At 69.1% G+C, this 14798-nt stretch carries 16 protein-coding genes; 11 read left to right on the forward strand and 5 right to left on the reverse strand.

The genetic code is table 11. The features are described from left to right. Positions 1-38: 38 nt before the first annotated feature. Positions 39-917, forward strand: coding sequence for an alpha/beta fold hydrolase (locus ACZ6SF_RS29040; protein ID WP_466066336.1), 879 nt, complete (start codon positions 39-41; stop codon positions 915-917). Here ACZ6SF_RS29040 and ACZ6SF_RS29045 read toward each other — a convergent pair. From ACZ6SF_RS29045 to ACZ6SF_RS29055, 3 genes are all read right to left on the reverse strand, one after another. Further along, positions 883-1260, reverse strand: a complete 378-nt coding sequence (locus tag ACZ6SF_RS29045; protein ID WP_466066337.1) for a hypothetical protein — start codon at positions 1258-1260, stop codon at positions 883-885. The two genes, ACZ6SF_RS29040 and ACZ6SF_RS29045, sit on opposite strands and share 35 nt — an antisense overlap. Before the next feature lie 10 nt (positions 1261-1270). Next, positions 1271-1696 carry a Zn-ribbon domain-containing OB-fold protein gene (locus tag ACZ6SF_RS29050; protein WP_466066339.1) on the reverse strand — a complete coding sequence of 142 codons (426 nt, stop codon included), beginning with the start codon at positions 1694-1696 and terminating at the stop codon, positions 1271-1273. Between the two features lie 231 nt (positions 1697-1927). Continuing rightward, on the reverse strand, positions 1928-2683 hold the full coding sequence (locus tag ACZ6SF_RS29055) for an IclR family transcriptional regulator (RefSeq protein ID WP_466066341.1): 756 nt from the start codon (positions 2681-2683) through the stop codon (positions 1928-1930). Between the two features lie 245 nt (positions 2684-2928). On the opposite strand from ACZ6SF_RS29055, the gene ACZ6SF_RS29060 reads away from it, so the two are divergent. From ACZ6SF_RS29060 to ACZ6SF_RS29095, 8 genes are read left to right on the forward strand one after another with little or no spacing between them, the layout of a single operon-like run. Then, a complete protein-coding gene (locus ACZ6SF_RS29060) occupies positions 2929-3984 on the forward strand; it encodes an NrtA/SsuA/CpmA family ABC transporter substrate-binding protein (RefSeq protein ID WP_466066342.1) in 1056 nt (351 codons plus the stop codon). Between the two features lies 1 nt (position 3985). Beyond that, the gene (locus ACZ6SF_RS29065) at positions 3986-4837 is read left to right on the forward strand and encodes an ABC transporter permease (protein WP_466066343.1); all 852 of its coding nucleotides are present in this window, start codon (positions 3986-3988) and stop codon (positions 4835-4837) included. Further along, positions 4834-5631 (forward strand): ABC transporter ATP-binding protein, encoded by a 798-nt coding sequence (locus tag ACZ6SF_RS29070; RefSeq protein ID WP_466066344.1) that lies wholly within the window; start codon positions 4834-4836, stop codon positions 5629-5631. Before ACZ6SF_RS29065 ends, ACZ6SF_RS29070 begins: the two co-directional genes overlap by 4 nt. 11 nt (positions 5632-5642) lie before the next feature. Beyond that, positions 5643-6692, forward strand: a complete 1050-nt coding sequence (locus ACZ6SF_RS29075) for an ABC transporter substrate-binding protein (protein ID WP_466066346.1) — start codon at positions 5643-5645, stop codon at positions 6690-6692. After that, the gene (locus ACZ6SF_RS29080; protein ID WP_466066348.1) at positions 6689-7738 is read left to right on the forward strand and encodes an LLM class flavin-dependent oxidoreductase; all 1050 of its coding nucleotides are present in this window, start codon (positions 6689-6691) and stop codon (positions 7736-7738) included. The genes ACZ6SF_RS29075 and ACZ6SF_RS29080 overlap by 4 nt, the downstream gene beginning before the upstream one ends. Beyond that, a complete protein-coding gene (locus tag ACZ6SF_RS29085; RefSeq protein ID WP_466066349.1) occupies positions 7735-8892 on the forward strand; it encodes an LLM class flavin-dependent oxidoreductase in 1158 nt (385 codons plus the stop codon). Before ACZ6SF_RS29080 ends, ACZ6SF_RS29085 begins: the two co-directional genes overlap by 4 nt. Positions 8893-8902: 10 nt before the next feature. Then, on the forward strand, positions 8903-9610 hold the full coding sequence (locus tag ACZ6SF_RS29090) for a class II aldolase/adducin family protein (RefSeq protein ID WP_466066350.1): 708 nt from the start codon (positions 8903-8905) through the stop codon (positions 9608-9610). Positions 9611-9635: 25 nt separating this feature from the next. Beyond that, positions 9636-10574, forward strand: a complete 939-nt coding sequence (locus ACZ6SF_RS29095; RefSeq protein WP_466066351.1) for an ABC transporter substrate-binding protein — start codon at positions 9636-9638, stop codon at positions 10572-10574. A 38-nt stretch (positions 10575-10612) separates the two neighbouring features. Here the strand turns inward: ACZ6SF_RS29095 and ACZ6SF_RS29100 are convergent, their stop codons facing one another. Beyond that, positions 10613-11110, reverse strand: a complete 498-nt coding sequence (locus ACZ6SF_RS29100) for a pyridoxamine 5'-phosphate oxidase family protein (protein ID WP_466066353.1) — start codon at positions 11108-11110, stop codon at positions 10613-10615. Positions 11111-11290: 180 nt separating this feature from the next. Between ACZ6SF_RS29100 and ACZ6SF_RS29105 the strand changes: the two genes are divergently transcribed. After that, positions 11291-12337: a YdcF family protein gene (locus ACZ6SF_RS29105; RefSeq protein ID WP_466066354.1), complete on the forward strand. Its 1047-nt coding sequence runs from the start codon at positions 11291-11293 to the stop codon at positions 12335-12337. 27 nt (positions 12338-12364) lie between these two features. Further along, positions 12365-13249, forward strand: coding sequence for a bile acid:sodium symporter family protein (locus ACZ6SF_RS29110; protein ID WP_466066355.1), 885 nt, complete (start codon positions 12365-12367; stop codon positions 13247-13249). A gap of 4 nt (positions 13250-13253) precedes the next feature. Here ACZ6SF_RS29110 and ACZ6SF_RS29115 read toward each other — a convergent pair whose 3' ends face one another. Continuing rightward, positions 13254-14636, reverse strand: a complete 1383-nt coding sequence (locus ACZ6SF_RS29115) for a lipase family protein (RefSeq protein ID WP_466066356.1) — start codon at positions 14634-14636, stop codon at positions 13254-13256. Between the last annotated feature and the right edge of the window lie 162 nt (positions 14637-14798).

Consider the following 14798-nt stretch of genomic DNA (forward strand, 5'->3'; position numbering starts at 1 on the left):
GCCTGGTTCATCGGATCGAACAGAGGAGACGAGAATCCATGTCCGAAGGCATTCCCGGTTTCACCTATCACCGCGTCCCCGTCGCCGACGACGTCGCGCTGAACACCGCCGTCGCCGGGACCGGCCCGGCGATCGTGCTGCTGCACGGCTTTCCCCAGACCCATCTCATGTGGCGGCATGTTGCGGCCGCGCTCGCGGCGGACCATACGGTCATCTGCCCTGACCTGCGTGGGTACGGCGCCAGCGACAAGCCCGCCGAGACAGGTCCGGACACCTACTCCAAACGCACCATGGCCGCCGACGTCGTCACTCTCGCCGGCGCGCTCGGCCACGATTGCTTCGCTCTGGCCGGTCACGACCGCGGTGCGCTCGTGGCGTTCCGCGCCGGCCTCGATCATCCCGCCGGCATCACCCACCTGGCCTGCCTCGACGTCCTCCCCACACTCGATATGTGGGAGGTGATGCACGGTGTCTCGGCCGCGGTCGGATGGCACCTCTACCTCATGGCCCAGCCTCCGGGTCTCCCCGAAAAGATGATCGCCGCCGACGCCGACGCCTTCTTCGGTGCCTTCCTGGACCAGTGGATCAAGAGGCCGTCCGCGATCCCCGCCCGGATCCGCGACATCTACCTGGCTGCCTGCCGCGAGGCCATCCCCTCGATAGTCGCCGATTACCGCGCTTCCGCCGGTTCCGACCTCACTCACGACACCTCCGACCGTGCCCTCGGCGCCCGCCTGCGCATGCCCGTCACGGTCGTCCAGCAGGACTGGGGCAGTGCGCTCGGCTACGACGCCGCCGCACGATGGCGTGCCTGGACCGACGACCTGCAGCATCACACGACCACTGCGGGCCATTTCATGGCCGAGGAAGCTCCGACCGAGATCACCGAGTACCTCCGAGATCTGCTCGTTCGCTGACCACCCCGATGAGCCTACTGCTCGGGTCGATTCGCCAGGCCTGGGCCAAGGTCAGCATGAGGTGCTTCTTCATCCGGTGCGTTCTCGGGTCGTCCGAGTTCCGCGGCTTCAGCGCGTCGGCCAGCAACCGCAGGAACCGGGACCGGGTGACTCCGAAGTTCAGGAACAGTTCCTCGGCGGTGGCGCCGCCGAAGGGGGCCCAACGGATCGCGAAGATCAGCACGGGTGCGGCACTGGGTTCCAGCGATCTCATCGTTTCCAGTGCTCGGCATCCGTCCAATGCGGTACGGACCCAGGAGGCGCCGCCGGTGCGCCCGCTGTTCTGTCGATCGGGTACGGGCATGGGTTTCCTTTCAGTGCGCACCGGCATCGCGGCCGGTTTCGGCGGGTGCCGGTGCGGTGCCGGGCTCGGAGCCGACCGTGAACACCGGGAATCTGTCGTCGTGGGGCCGGGGCTGGAACCGCACCCGCACCGGGCCGCTCGGAGAGAGGGGGACCTGTCCCTCGAGGGAGGTGTAGACCCACGGGCCCTCGTCGAGTTCGACGATGGCGATCGTGACCGGCGGCGGGCCGCCGCGTAAGCCGGCGACGGCGCGATCCACTGTCCGCCACGACAGGACCGAACCGGCGCCGGACGACGGCACCCAGTCGAGTCGGTCGGATGCACAGGAGGGGCATTCGACGGTCAGCGGCGCGAACAGTCTGTCGCACGGCGCGCACTTACGGATCATCAGCGTGTCGGTGGTGTCGCCGGTGTTGCCCGGGCGGGGTGGATACATGGAGAGCCTCGCGAAACGTTTCCTCGGTGTGGCTCCACCCTGGCTGTGCGCGGGGTTACTCCGCGACGGCCGAATGACCCACGGCATACCTGTTTCCTTCGTGTGACGAGAGCCGGTATCGGGACCGGGCCGTTCGTGGCTCCGGTTGCTCCCATTCCTGCTGTAGGGGCTCTACCTGTGGAAACCGCATGAATCGATGCTCCGGTCCGCGGCGTCGCGAACGCCGGGATGTCAGCGGAGCAGGTCCGCGATCTTGCGGGCGGTGACTTTCGCGAGGTCGACGAAGAACGGAACCCGTTCGTCGATCATCAGGTCGGTGGGGCCGCGCAGCCCGAGAGCGAACCGGACATGACCCGGCTCGTCACCGATCGGTACACCGATGGTCCGGAATCCGCGGACGAGTTCCTCGTCGTTGAACGCGTAACCGCGTTCGCGGGTGTGGGCGAGTTCGTGTGCGAGTTCCACCGGCCCCGATACCGACCGCGCGGTGCCGCTGCCGTACGGCAACCGGGTCAATTCGTCCTCGCCGGTGCGTGCCCAGGCCAGGAGCACTTTGCCGAGCGCGCTCGCATGCAGGGGGAGCCGGAGCCCCTGGAGTTCGTGTCCTTCGGCTTCACGCCAGCTGCTGGTACCCAGCAGGACGGCATCGTTACCGTGCCGCGTCGCGATGGAAGCCTTCGCGCCGGTGATCGTCGCCAGTTCCTCGAGGTGCGGTTCGGCGAGGTGGATGCGGTGCTGCCGATAGGCGATCTGGCCGTATTCCGCCAGCGCGGTCCCCAGCCGGTACCGGCCGGGCGGGTCCACCCGGTCGAGAAAACCTGCCTCGACCAGTGCGGCGAGCAAGCGATGGGTAGTGCTCACCGGCAGCTCCAACCGCCGGGCGATCTCGGAGACGCCGAGGTCGTCGCCGTCGCGGAAACAGGAGAGGACGGACAGGGCGCGTGTGACGGACTGGAGTCGGCCACCGGCCGAGGGCGAGGGCTCCACGGGGGGACGCTAACACGGGATGGGTCCGGATCGGTCATCGTCTTTCCGTATCGTGGAAAGTAGCTATTCTGCGAGGCGTATTTCTACGCCCCGTTCTGCTGCTGGTTTCCGCTGTTTCCCACTACGCATACGTCCAGTTCCGGCGTCAAGCTTTCCGGTCAATGGAAAACAAAGGATGGGCATCGCTCGGGTCGACGCCTAGTTTCCTAAGCGTCCCGCCCTCTCTCGACCAGGAGCCGACACCGATGCGTCCCCACCGCCGACCACCTCGAGTGCGCGCCGCCCTCGCGATCCTCCCCGTCGTCGCGTTGGTCGCCGCCGCGTGCGGCTCCGGCGGCGACGCGACGGACGGAACCGCCGCCGGCGACGGCACTTTCGTCCTCAAGGTCACCGACGAAGGCAACTCCGGACCGCTGGCGGTCGCCAAGCGCGACGGCACTCTCGACGAAGCGCTCGCCCCGCTGGGCGCGCGGATCGAATGGGTCAACGCCCCGCCCTCGTTCAGCGCGAACCTCAAACTGTTCAACGCCGGCGAGCTCGACGTCTCCGGGGGCGCCTACAGCCCGGTGGTCGGCGCACTGTCGAAGGATGTCGGCGTCCGGATCATCGCCGTGGCCGACCCGGTGGATCAGGATCAGGCCGGTATCATCGCCGCACCGGATTCGGGTATCCGCGCGGTGCGCGATCTCGTCGGCAAACGGATCGCCGTGAATCCGGCCGGTAAGGGCGAATACATCACGCTGAAGGCACTGGAACAGGCCGGAATTCCGGCCGACCGGGTGGAGCGGGTACCGCTGCAGATATCGGATGCGGCCTCCGCCTTCTCCACCGGACAGGTCGACGCGTGGGCATCGTTCAACGATCCGTACGCGGAGGCCAAGGCCCGCGGGGCCGTCGAGATCGCCACCGAGGCCACTGTCGGATCGACCGACAATACGATCGTCGCGTTCCGCACCGAGGTGCTCGAGAAGCGGCCCGATGTCGCCGCGAAGTATCTCGAAACGCTGCAACAGCTCGTCGAGCGCCAGCGGGCCCACCCCGAGGATTTCGAGAACGTCTTCGAGAAGGCCGGGCCGCGTGCGCTGTCCGGTGACCGGCTCGAGCGTGCGATCGACCTCGGGCGGCGGGCGTCGGTACCGCACTATCCGACCGCCGCGGATGCTGCCGACCTGCAGGGAGTCGCGGATCTGTTCTACGAGAACGGTGTGATCACCCGGGCCGTCACCGCGGCGGACGTCTTCTACCCACTCGCGGAGAAACTGGCCGCCGCGAACCCGCCCGCACCGGCCGCGGGGAAATGAGATGGCCGTCGTGACCACGCCGCGCGCGCAGAGCGGCCACGCCGAACCGGGCCTGGAGACGCCGCGATTCCGCGGCGGCCGTTCCCGGCCCCGGTGGCTCTCGATCCCGCTGCGTTTTCTCGTGCCCGCCCTGCTCGTCGCGGTGTGGTGGGCCGGCTCGGCGACCGGTGCCATCCCCGAGGAGATCCTCGCGGGGCCGCCGAAGGTGTGGACGGCGTTCGTGGAGCTGTACGAAACCGGCCAGCTCGTGGACTATTCGATCGCCTCGTTCCATCGTGCCGCCCTCGGAGTCCTGTTCGGGGTGGTGGCCGGATTGATACTCGGTGTCCTCTCCGGGTTGTCCGGTCTCGGTGAGGAACTCGTGGACTCCACCATGCAGATCAACCGAGCGGTCCCGTTCCTTGCGCTGGTACCGCTGTTCATCGCCTGGTTCGGTATCGACGAGACGTTCAAGGTGCTGCTGATCGCGTTCGCCACCGTCGGGCCCATGTACGCCTATACCTATCTCGGCGTGCGCAATGTCGATCGCAAGATGATCGAGGCGGCACGGAGCTTCGGATCGAGGGGCCCGCGCCTGGTGTTCGAGGTGATCCTTCCCTCGGCGCTACCCGGAGTGCTGATGGCGCTGCGGATATGCCTTTCCATCGCGATCACCGGCCTGATCGCGGCCGAGCAGGTGGGCACCCGGGAGGGGATCGGTTACCTGGTGACCCTCGCGCAGGAGTACAACCGCACCGACTACATGGTGCTGTGCGTCGTGCTGTACGCGGTGCTGGGCCTGATCTTCGACGGGGTGGTCCGGATCATCGAACGGTTCGCGATGCCGTGGCGCGGACAGGTGGCCGCGCGATGAGCCCCGAAGCGCCGTTGCCGCCGTTGTCCACCCGTACCCCGAGCCCCGTGTCGGCGACCGCCCGCAGGGCGGGCGAACCGGTGGCGGTGTCGATCACCGGGCTGCACAAGAAATTCGGTGACCACACCGTGCTCCGCGGGATCGACCTGGAGATCCGCCGGGGTGAGTTCGTCGTCCTGCTCGGTCCGTCCGGAACCGGGAAGACCACCCTGCTGCGACTGCTGACCGGTCTCGAGAAACCGGATGCGGGAGAGATTCTCGTACCGTTCCGGCGCACCACCGTCTATCAGGAACCACGGCTGATTCCGTCGAAGCGGGTTCTCGGCAATGTCACCATCGGGCAGCGCCGCACCGCCGAGACCAAGCAGCGCGCCACCCGCGCGCTGGCCGAGGTCAACCTCGGGGGCAAGGCCCGTCAGTGGCCCGCGACGCTGTCGGGCGGCGAGGCGCAACGGGTCGCGCTGGCCCGGGCGCTGGTACGCGAACCGGAACTCCTGCTGCTCGACGAGCCGTTCGCGGCGCTCGACGCGCTGACCCGGCTCCAGATGCAGGATCTCGTCGGCGACCTGGTCGCGCGGCACCGGCCGGCGGTGTTGCTGGTGACCCACGATGTCGACGAAGCCGTCCGGCTCGCCGACCGGGTGCTGATCCTCAGCGAGGGCCGGTTCGCCGTCGATACCGATATCGACCTCGCCCGCCCCCGGGACCGGACCGATCCGGAGTCCCTGCGCTACCGCGCGGCGTTTCTGGCCGAGCTGGGTGTCGGCCGCACCCCCGCCCCCACGACCACCTGAAGGAGTACGCCATGACCGCTGCCGCCGACCCTGCTCTCGACACTCTCTGGTACACACGCTGCCCGGTGCCCACCGCGAGCGGGGTGGCGCACAGTCTGGGCTGGCTGGGCGAGACCGCCGCCGCGGCGGGCATCGGCCTGGGGGTGTTGCAGGATGCCGGTCCCGAACTGGCACCCCGGCATTTCGACCACCGGCTGGTGGGCCTGATCCGCGAGGGCGGCAATGTGCCCGCACTCGCGGCACGCGCCGCCGGGTCACCCACCCGGCTGATCGGCCTGACCTGGATCGACGAAGCACAAGCGATTCTGGTGGCGCCGGATTCGGCGGCGGCCGGGCCGGGTGATCTGGCCGGGCTGCGAATCGCGATCCCCGCGTGGGCACAGGACCGGGCCCGCAGCTTCCCCCGGGCGATGGCTCTGCACGGATTCGCGAGCGCGCTCGCACTCGGTGGGCTCACCTTCGCCGATATCCGGCCCGTCGAGGTCGCGGCCGAACGCGACCCGCAGGTGCGGGGTGCGAACGCCGCGGGTCGCGGAACCACCACCTGGGGCGTGGAGGCGCTGCTGGCCGGTGACGTCGACGCGATCTACGTCAAGGGCGCCCGCGCCCAGGAGGTCGCCCGCGAACACGGTCTGCGGACCGCGGTCGATCTGGACGCCACCGACTCGAAGCGCGCACGGGTCAACAACGGCACCCCGCGTCCGATCACCGTGCACGCGGAGCTGCTGGAATCACGCCCCGATCTGGTGGTCGGGTTCCTCACCCAGACGTTGCGGGCCGCGGACTGGGCCGCCGGCAATCTCGACGGGGTCCGCGCCGTACTGGCGCGGGAAACCTTCTCCGGCGGGGCGGGAGTCCGGGCCGCATACGGCGATACCTTCCACCGCGGCCTGCATCCGACACTGTCCGAGGACCGGATCGAACTGCTCGACGTGCAGAAGCGGTTCCTCTACACCCACGGTTTCCTCGCCGCCGATTTCGATCTGGCGTCGTGGATCGCCCCGGAACCGCTGCGTGCGGCGAGCGCGCGCCTCGCCGCCGACCGCGAGGCGTCGTCGTGACCGATTTCCGGTGGGAACTCCCGGTTCGCGGGGACGGGCGCCATGTCGGCTCCGCCGCCGGCGGCCGCGGCGGATTCGATGTCCTCGATCAGGTCGTGCTCGCCGCCGAACTGTCCGGGCTCGACGGTGTCGTGGTCCCCTACGATCCGGACGGGGAGGAGTCGTGGGTGGTCGCCGGTTCGGCCCTGCGGCAGACCCGGTATCTGCGGATCGGTGTCGAATTCCAGCCCGCGTTCGGGACGCCGGTGTACGCGGCGAAGCTATCGGCGACCCTGCAACGACTCTCGCACGGCCGGCTCGACTGGCGGTTACGCGTCGATACCGACGCCGCCGACGCCGCGGCGCGCGGTGACCTCGTCGCCGGCGCCGATCGTTACCGCCGGGCCGCCGAATTCCTCACCGTGGCCCGTGGCGTATGGAACGAGGAACAGGTGCTGCCGGGGCGGTTCGGGGGCACCGGATTCGACTTCGCCGGTGAGTACTACGACGTCGTCGACGGTGGATTCCGCGGCATCCTGTCGGGTCTGCCGTTTCCCGGGGTCCACCTGTCCGGCCATTCGCGCGAGGCGATCGCGTTGTCGGCCGAACACGGTGACGTGCACGTGTTCACCGAGACGCGTACCACCGACGGCCTCGATGCCGCGGTGGCGTCGCTTCGGGATGCGGCCGGCCGGGCAGGGCGCAGCGTGCGCGCGGGGCTCGCCCTGCCCGTCGTCGCGCGGGAGACCGCGGACGAGGCGTGGGCGCGTGTGCTGCGGCAGTGGCGCGAGGTCCATCCCGCGGCGGCCGAGACCGAGGTCCGGGCGCTCGCTCTCGGCGGCGTCCGCTGGTCGGGCTTCGATCGCATCGGCTACCGCCGCCCGATCGGCCTGGTCGGCAGTTATGAGCAGGTGGCGCAGGCGCTCTCGGACTACCGGGCGCGCGGTATCGAGGTGTTCGAGCTGACCGGCCACCCGCATATCGAGGAATTGCACCGGGCGGGCGAACATCTGCTGCACCTCGCCGATCCGGCCGGCCGCACACTCGCAGGACAGGAGCACGCGTGAGCACGGACTTCTACTGGCGCATCGGCATGGAGGGCGACCACGCGTCGTTGCGCACTCCACGTCGGTACAACCGCGGGCATGCCGGCGGCCACGGGCCGGGCAATATCGCACCCGCGATCCGCGGCGGCAGACTCGACGGATACAGCTATATCGACCATATGGCGGCGGTGGTGAAGGCCTCGGAGTCCGCCGGATTCGTCGGTGGGCTGTTACCGTCCTTCCCGGTCACCGAGGACCCGTGGGCCACCGCGTCCGCGCTCGCGCGGGAAAGCGATACCTACCGTTTCATGGTGGCGTTCCAGCCCGGGTTCCTGCATCCGGTACAGGCCGCGCGGATGTCGGCGAGTCTCCAGCGTGCCACCGGGGGACGTCTGGTCTACAACATCATCAGCGGCGGCGGTGGCGCACCGCAGCTCTGGTGGGGCGACAAGGTGCCCCACGACGACCGCTATGCCCGCACCTCGGAATTCCTCGATGTGTTGCGTGGCGTCTGGGCGGGCGACCCGTTCGACTACGCCGGCCGGTTCTTCCGCACCCGGGGCGCCGCGCTGCCACCGCTGCTGGCGGGGCAGCCGTTCCCCGAGGTGTATTTCTCCGGGTCGTCGGGCGCCGCCGTGGACGCCGCGGGCCGGCACTCCGACTACTACCTGTCCTGGCTCGAACCGTTCGCGGATCTGCGGGCGAAATTCGACGGTGTGCGCGCCCGCTCCGAGAAGTCGGGCCGTACACCGAAATTCGCGGTCCGCATCGATATCGTGGCCCGGCATACCGAAGCGGCGGCGTGGGCGGAGATCGAGAAGGGCTGGGCGTTCGTCGACCGCGCCACCGCCGACCGGGCCGCCCGCGGTGACTCCGTCGGCGCCGCCCGGATCGCGGGCTGGGTGCCGGAGCGCATCACCGGCTACCGCGATCTGGAAGTCCAGCCCAATATGTGGTGCGGGTTCGCCCTCATCCGCGGCGGGCCGGCATTCGGGCTCGTGGGCAGCTACGAGCAGATCGCCGAACGCCTCGACCAACTGACCGACCTCGGCGTCGACGCCTTCATCCTCGCCGGCAATCCCCACCTCGAAGAGGCCTACCGCGTGGGCGAAGAGGTGCTGCCACTGCTGCGGCGCACCACGCCCACCTCGGTTCGAGCCCTGTCCACCCGTTAGGAGAACTATTGTGACCAGCACCGAAACGCGCATCACCCCGGAGGTCGAGGCGTTCGTCGACGATGCCCGCCGCGCCGCCGACACCGCCTTCCGCGTGTTCCGCGAGACCGGAACCGTATCCGCCAACGGCACCGTGAATTTCGTCGAACGGGTTCCCGGCGCGGAACTGGCCGTCGCGCTCAACGAACCCGGTCCATGGGCGGAGGACCGGAGCGTGAAGCCGGTCCTCGCGACCTTCGACGGTGAGGTGCTGGCGGGTTCCGGTCCCGCCGGATTCGTCACCGGGTACGCGAAGGTGTTCCGCGCGCACCCCGAGATCACCTCGATCGTGCACGTGCACACCCCGTGGCTCGGCGGCTGGGCCCAGACCCACCGCACCCTGCGCATCACCTACGCGGCCTCACAGCGCCTGACCCTGTCCCGGGATATCCCCGCGCATATCGACCGCAGCCGGGCGCCCGGCGATTTCATCCTCGACCGCCTCGTCGACGATCCGGACCTCGTCGCGATCTTCGAGGCCAACGGCGGGGTCAATGTGATCGGCCGGTCGGGCCTGCTCGATCTCGCCAAATTCGTGGTCCTGCTCGAAGAGGGCGCCCAGTACCAGGCGCTCGGTGAGCTCGTCGGCGGCTCCGTCGACTTCGATCCGACCAATCTCGTGGCGCAGTGGGGCCGCAGTGGATTGCTCGACGAGGCCCGCCGCCGCGGCCTGGTCTGAGCAACAGCCGAAAAGGAGACCTGTCATGACGATTCGTATCGGCTACTTCCCGAACAACAACTCCTTGTTCGTGCTGCGCCACAACGGCCTGCTCGAACGCCACCTCGGCGACGTCGAATGGGTGGATCTGCGTGATCTGCCGGCCCCGCCCCGGGCCGATCCCCGCACCGGGCTGCCGACGCTGCACTCGGACTGGCTGTTCGACGACGGCGGATACGATTTCATCGGCACCGGATTCACCCCGCCCATCACCGGCCTGGGGCAGGGACGGGACCTGGTGTATGTCGGGATCTCCGGTCCGCGCGTCGAGAACGGGCGACTGGTGAGTCTCGAGGGCTCCGGGATCCGCACCGTCGCCGACCTGCGCGGGAAACGAGTCGGGATCGCCCACGGTTCGTGGCAGACCACGCTGGCCCTGCTCGCTCTCGACCGCGAGGGACAAGCCTGGTCCGATATCGTGCCCGTCGACACCGACGTGAACGACGGCGGTGCCGCGCTGCTGCGGGGCGATATCGATGCGTGGGTTGGCGCCTACCCGGCACTGGCGGAGGTCGAGGCCGCCGCGCGGGTGCATACGCTCGTCGATACCGATGGTCTCTTCAGTCACCCGTCCCTGTGGTTCGTGCGGCGCGAGTTCGCCGAGACCCATCGCCGGGAGCTCGAATCGATCATCACGGCCCTGCGGGAATCGGACGAGTGGATCGTCGCCAACCCCCGCGAGGCCGCGCGCTTCTTCGCCGCCGACGCCGAACGGCGCGGCGGTACCGCCGATCTCGACCGGTGGGAGGCGGCGATCCGGGGGCGGCCCTTCGGGATCGGTCCGGTCACCGACGAATTCCTCGATGAACAGCAGCGATCCGCCGACCTCCTGCACAGCAACGGCCTGCTCCCACGCACGGTCGATGTGCGCGGCGCGGTGCTGCCGTGGATCGGTGAGCTCGTGGACGCGCGGCGTCCGGTCTGAGCACGCGGACGCCACGGCCGGGGCGGCGGGCCGACCATTCAGGCGCGCTGCCGTTCGGCCCGTTGCCGGATCAGTTCCTCGACCGCGGTGGGGAGGGTGGTCTCGAAGTCGATCAGCTTCGCCCAGGTCGGGGTGATCACGATCCGGACCATGCCGTCGTAGAGCGAGCGGACCTCGGCTTCCCACTCGACCCGCTGCGCGGGGGTCATCTCGTAGCTGCCGTTCATCTGCAGGTACTCCTCCGGGATACCGTCGACCGGGTCCAGCTCCGCCCGGCCCCGGATGAGCAGGATCTTCGGCGGATGGACCTCGGTGTCGATGGTCAGCGCGACCTCGGTGCGGTGGCGCAGGGAGGAAAGCTTCGGCGCGTTCGTCGAGGTGCAGACGACGATCTGTGAGCCGTTCCAGGTGAAACCGATGGGGATGTTGCGGGGTGTGCCGTCCGGGGCGACGTAGGCCATCCGCAGCAGGTCGCGGGCCAGGAGTTCCCGGCTGCTGGGCAGGTCCAGGATCGTGGTGATCCGGTTCGGTTGCATAGCGCTCTCCTTCGTCGTCGCCGCCCGTTCGGCTGCTCGTACCCCTGGGACGGAGCGGACCTGCCGTTCTCGACATCCCCCGGCGCGGGAATTTCCCGGTTGCCGGCCGCGGGCGGGATGACCGGGGTACCGCGGGGTACTCCGGGACCGGCACACGAGACTCGGGCGAGGAGGCGGTACGTGGGTTCTGTCGTTCTGCTGGTGGCGGGCTGGGGCGTGGCGGTGCTGGGCGCCATCCGGATGGCCCGGGAACCGCGCCGGTTGTCCACCGGTTTCACCCTGCTGGCCGCCGTCGCGCTCGTGGTCGCCGGAGTGGGGACGGCGATGTCACGGCTCGCCGATCCGTCCCCGTGGGGCTCGGCGGTGGCCCTGGTGGCGGCGTTGTCGCTGATGGTGACCGTCGTCGCCGGGCTGGGTCTGCTCGTCAACGGGATCGCCGTTCTCCGGCGGGAAGGGGTGCGGCCCACGACCTCCACCCCGGTGCTGGCGGGTGTGGGGCTGCTGGTGCTACCCGGGGCCGCGGCGATCGTGCTGTTGCGGAGTCAGACTGTTCCGCATTGGCTGATAGTGATCGCGGCCGCGGCGACCCTGGTGGGTATCTACCTCCTGGCGCATCTGCTCGCGTTCGCCGGCTACGCCGTCGCGTACGGCAGGATCGCGGACGAGGAGGACGTGGACGCCGTCGTGGTCCTGGGATGTGGCCTGCACCGGAACAAGGTCACGCCGTTGCTCGCCGCCCGGCTCGACCGGGCGCTGCGGGTATACCGGGCCGAAACGGCCCGGGGCCGGTCGCCGCTGGTCGTGACCTCCGGCGGGAAGGGTGGTGACGAGGCCGTCAGCGAAGCGGATGCCATGGCGGCCTACCTCATCACGGCCGGCCTCGCCGAACCGGCGATCGTGCGCGAGCGGAGTTCCCGAAACACCGAGGAGAACCTGCGCAACAGCCTGCGTGTCCTCACCGATACCGGACTGGATCCCGCCGCGATACGAATCACCGTGGTCACGAGTAACTTCCATGTGCTGCGCGCCGCCGCGCTCACCCGGCGTCTCGGGATCGACGCCCGGGTCGTCGGAGCGCGAACGGCGCGCTATTTCGTGCCCGCCGCCTTTCTCCGGGAATTCGTGGCCGTACTCACCACCCACTACCGCCGGACCCATATCGTCATGGTGACGGCGACGGCCGGTGTGCTGGCCGCCGCCCCGGTCGACGCGTTGTCGGCCCTGTGATCCGGGTGCCTCCGGAAAGGATGATGTGTGGGTTCAACGCTTTTCGCGGTCGCTCTGCCGGTAGCGCTCGGTATCGTCATGTTCGGCCTCGGGCTGACCCTGACCGCCGGCGATTTCCTCCGCGTGCTGAAATATCCCGAGGCCACGCTGATCGCACTGGCCTGCCAGCTGCTCGTCCTGCCGCTCATCTGTGTGGGATTGATCCTGGCCTTCGGTCTCGACGGGGTGCCGGCGGTGGGAATGATGCTGCTGGTCGCCTCGCCGGGCGGAACGTCGGCGAATCTGTTCAGCCATATCGCCGGCGGTAATGTCGCGCTCAACGTCACGCTGACGGCGATCAACTCGGTCCTCGCGGTGTTCACGCTGCCGGTGGTGGTCGCGCTCTCGTATGCGATGTTCCTCGACGACGGCACGTCGATACCACTGCAGCCCGCCAAGTTCGTCCAGGTGTTCGCCGTGGTGCTGATCCCGGTTGTCGCGGGTATGGCAGTCCGGCACCGCTTCCCGGGACGGGCCGAGCGTATGCAGCCGACGGTGAAGATCGCCGCGGTGCTGGTACTGGTGCTGGTGGTGACGGCCGCCCTGGTCACCTCGTTCGACTCGGTGGCGGAGCATCTCGGTGAACTGGGTGTGATCGCGCTGCTGCTGTGCGTATGCAGTCTGCTCGTCGGCTACCTGGTGCCACGGGCGTTCGGGGTGGTGCGGGCGGACGCCATCGCGGCGGGTATGGAGATCGGCGTGCACAATGCCGCACTGGCGATCACGGTCGCGGTCACCGTGCTCGGAAACGAGGAGATGGCGGTTCCGGCCGGGCTGTACGGGTTCCTGATGAATATTCCCGCCGCGGTGGCCGCCTTCCTGTTCGCCCGGACCCGGCGCCGTGATCCGGAGACGGCGCCGGTCGGGCGATAGCGATTCAGCGGCATTCGTCCGGGGCCGGCTCACCCCGCAGGCGCGCCGTCAGCCAGTCGAAGGCGCCGGGAAATCCGATGGCCAGGCCGGAGACATGTTCGCCGGGTTCGGGGCGGAACACGGCGGAGACACCGCGTGCGCACTGATCGCGATACAGCCGCTGTGCGCCCTCCAGCGGGATCCAGAGGTCATGGACGGAGTGGTAGATGTACAGCGGGACCGCCGAGGTCCGGTCGCCGAGGTCCGTGCGTGCGAAGATCTCGTCGGCGAGGGCGCTGTCGAGCGGATGGGGGATGTTCGCGGCGATTTCGAGCGGAATCCCGACCACGCCCAGCGGTCCGAGTGCCTCGCCGCAGACATCACGCACCGGCGATGTCGCCACCCACTGGGCCAGATGGTTCATGCGGTCCAGGATCTCCGGATGTTCGCGGGCGTAGGCGAGGACCACCGCCAGCAGCACTCCGGAGGCGAATCTGCCGTCGAAACTGTTCGCGACGACCCTGTTGTCGGTAACGAGTCCGCCCATCGACGCACCCACTACCACCCCGGTCAGTTCCGGGGCGTACTCACCGAGCAGCATGGCCGCCGCGTACGAGGCGATCGCGCCCCCGGAGTAACCGGTCAGCGCGAAGCGGCTGGCGGCGAATTCGGATCCGGGCAGCGCGCGCATCGCACGGATGCCGTCGAGGATCACGTGGGCGGCGACGTTCGGTTCGGCATAGGACATGAACGGCCCCTCGTGATCGGGGATCAGCACCGCGTAGCCGCGGTTCACCGCCTCCGCGGTCGTCGGCGTCAACGTATCGATGGCGCTGCTGCTCGAGCCGTTCTGCCCGTGCGCCATCGCGTAGCCGGGGGTGCACCGCAGGCCCAGGGAATTGATCGGTTTATTGTCCACCAGCACCGGCCGGGTACCCGGGCCCGTCCACCCCGCCGCCGGAACCACCAGGGTGGCCGTGCCGAAGGAAGGCGCCCCCGCCGCCGACGTCGACCGGTACTTCATCAAGACGACGCGCCCGACCGGGGCCGCGACGAGCGGTGCGGCAACGGTGGTGATATCACGCTGTTCGATCAGCGCGCCGGCGTTCATCCGATCCAACCCGGCCGGCCACGCGTCGAAGACCGGGTCACCGGTGGGCGGGGACTGCACCGCGTGCCACAGCGCTGCCTGCTCGGGCGCGAGCGCACCGATGGGCGGGGTGGGCGCGGCCGGAAGGGGCGGCGGGGGGATGGCGTCGTCGATACCGCGTTGCAGGCCGGAGGGTTCCGGCGTCTCCGGTACCTGCGCGACGGCGGGCGCCGGTTGTCCCGCAAGGGTCAGGCAGCACACAGTGGCCACGCCGGTCAGCACCCGCACGAGACCTGTCCGCGCACGAACCCAATTCATAGAGATACCTCTCGAGATCGACGAGTATGCCTTCGGGTCATCGCCATCGAAGACACGCAGAAGCCCGCCGCGCGCCTACCATCCGCTGTGGACGAAACACCTTGGTACGCACGCCGGTTCGGGTAACCGAACCCTATACGTTTCACAGCGTCGCCGGGCTGC

Source organism: Nocardia sp. NPDC049935, from assembly GCF_055586645.1.

Coding starts and splice junctions, on each gene's coding strand:
- ACZ6SF_RS29040 (WP_466066336.1), top strand. CDS start 39: ATGTCCGAAGGCATTCCCGGTTTCACCTATCACCGCGTCCCCGTCGCC.
- ACZ6SF_RS29045 (WP_466066337.1), bottom strand. CDS start 1,260: ATGCCCGTACCCGATCGACAGAACAGCGGGCGCACCGGCGGCGCCTCC.
- ACZ6SF_RS29050 (WP_466066339.1), bottom strand. CDS start 1,696: ATGTATCCACCCCGCCCGGGCAACACCGGCGACACCACCGACACGCTG.
- ACZ6SF_RS29060 (WP_466066342.1), top strand. CDS start 2,929: ATGCGTCCCCACCGCCGACCACCTCGAGTGCGCGCCGCCCTCGCGATC.
- ACZ6SF_RS29065 (WP_466066343.1), top strand. CDS start 3,986: ATGGCCGTCGTGACCACGCCGCGCGCGCAGAGCGGCCACGCCGAACCG.
- ACZ6SF_RS29070 (WP_466066344.1), top strand. CDS start 4,834: ATGAGCCCCGAAGCGCCGTTGCCGCCGTTGTCCACCCGTACCCCGAGC.
- ACZ6SF_RS29075 (WP_466066346.1), top strand. CDS start 5,643: ATGACCGCTGCCGCCGACCCTGCTCTCGACACTCTCTGGTACACACGC.
- ACZ6SF_RS29095 (WP_466066351.1), top strand. CDS start 9,636: ATGACGATTCGTATCGGCTACTTCCCGAACAACAACTCCTTGTTCGTG.
- ACZ6SF_RS29100 (WP_466066353.1), bottom strand. CDS start 11,110: ATGCAACCGAACCGGATCACCACGATCCTGGACCTGCCCAGCAGCCGG.
- ACZ6SF_RS29115 (WP_466066356.1), bottom strand. CDS start 14,636: ATGAATTGGGTTCGTGCGCGGACAGGTCTCGTGCGGGTGCTGACCGGC.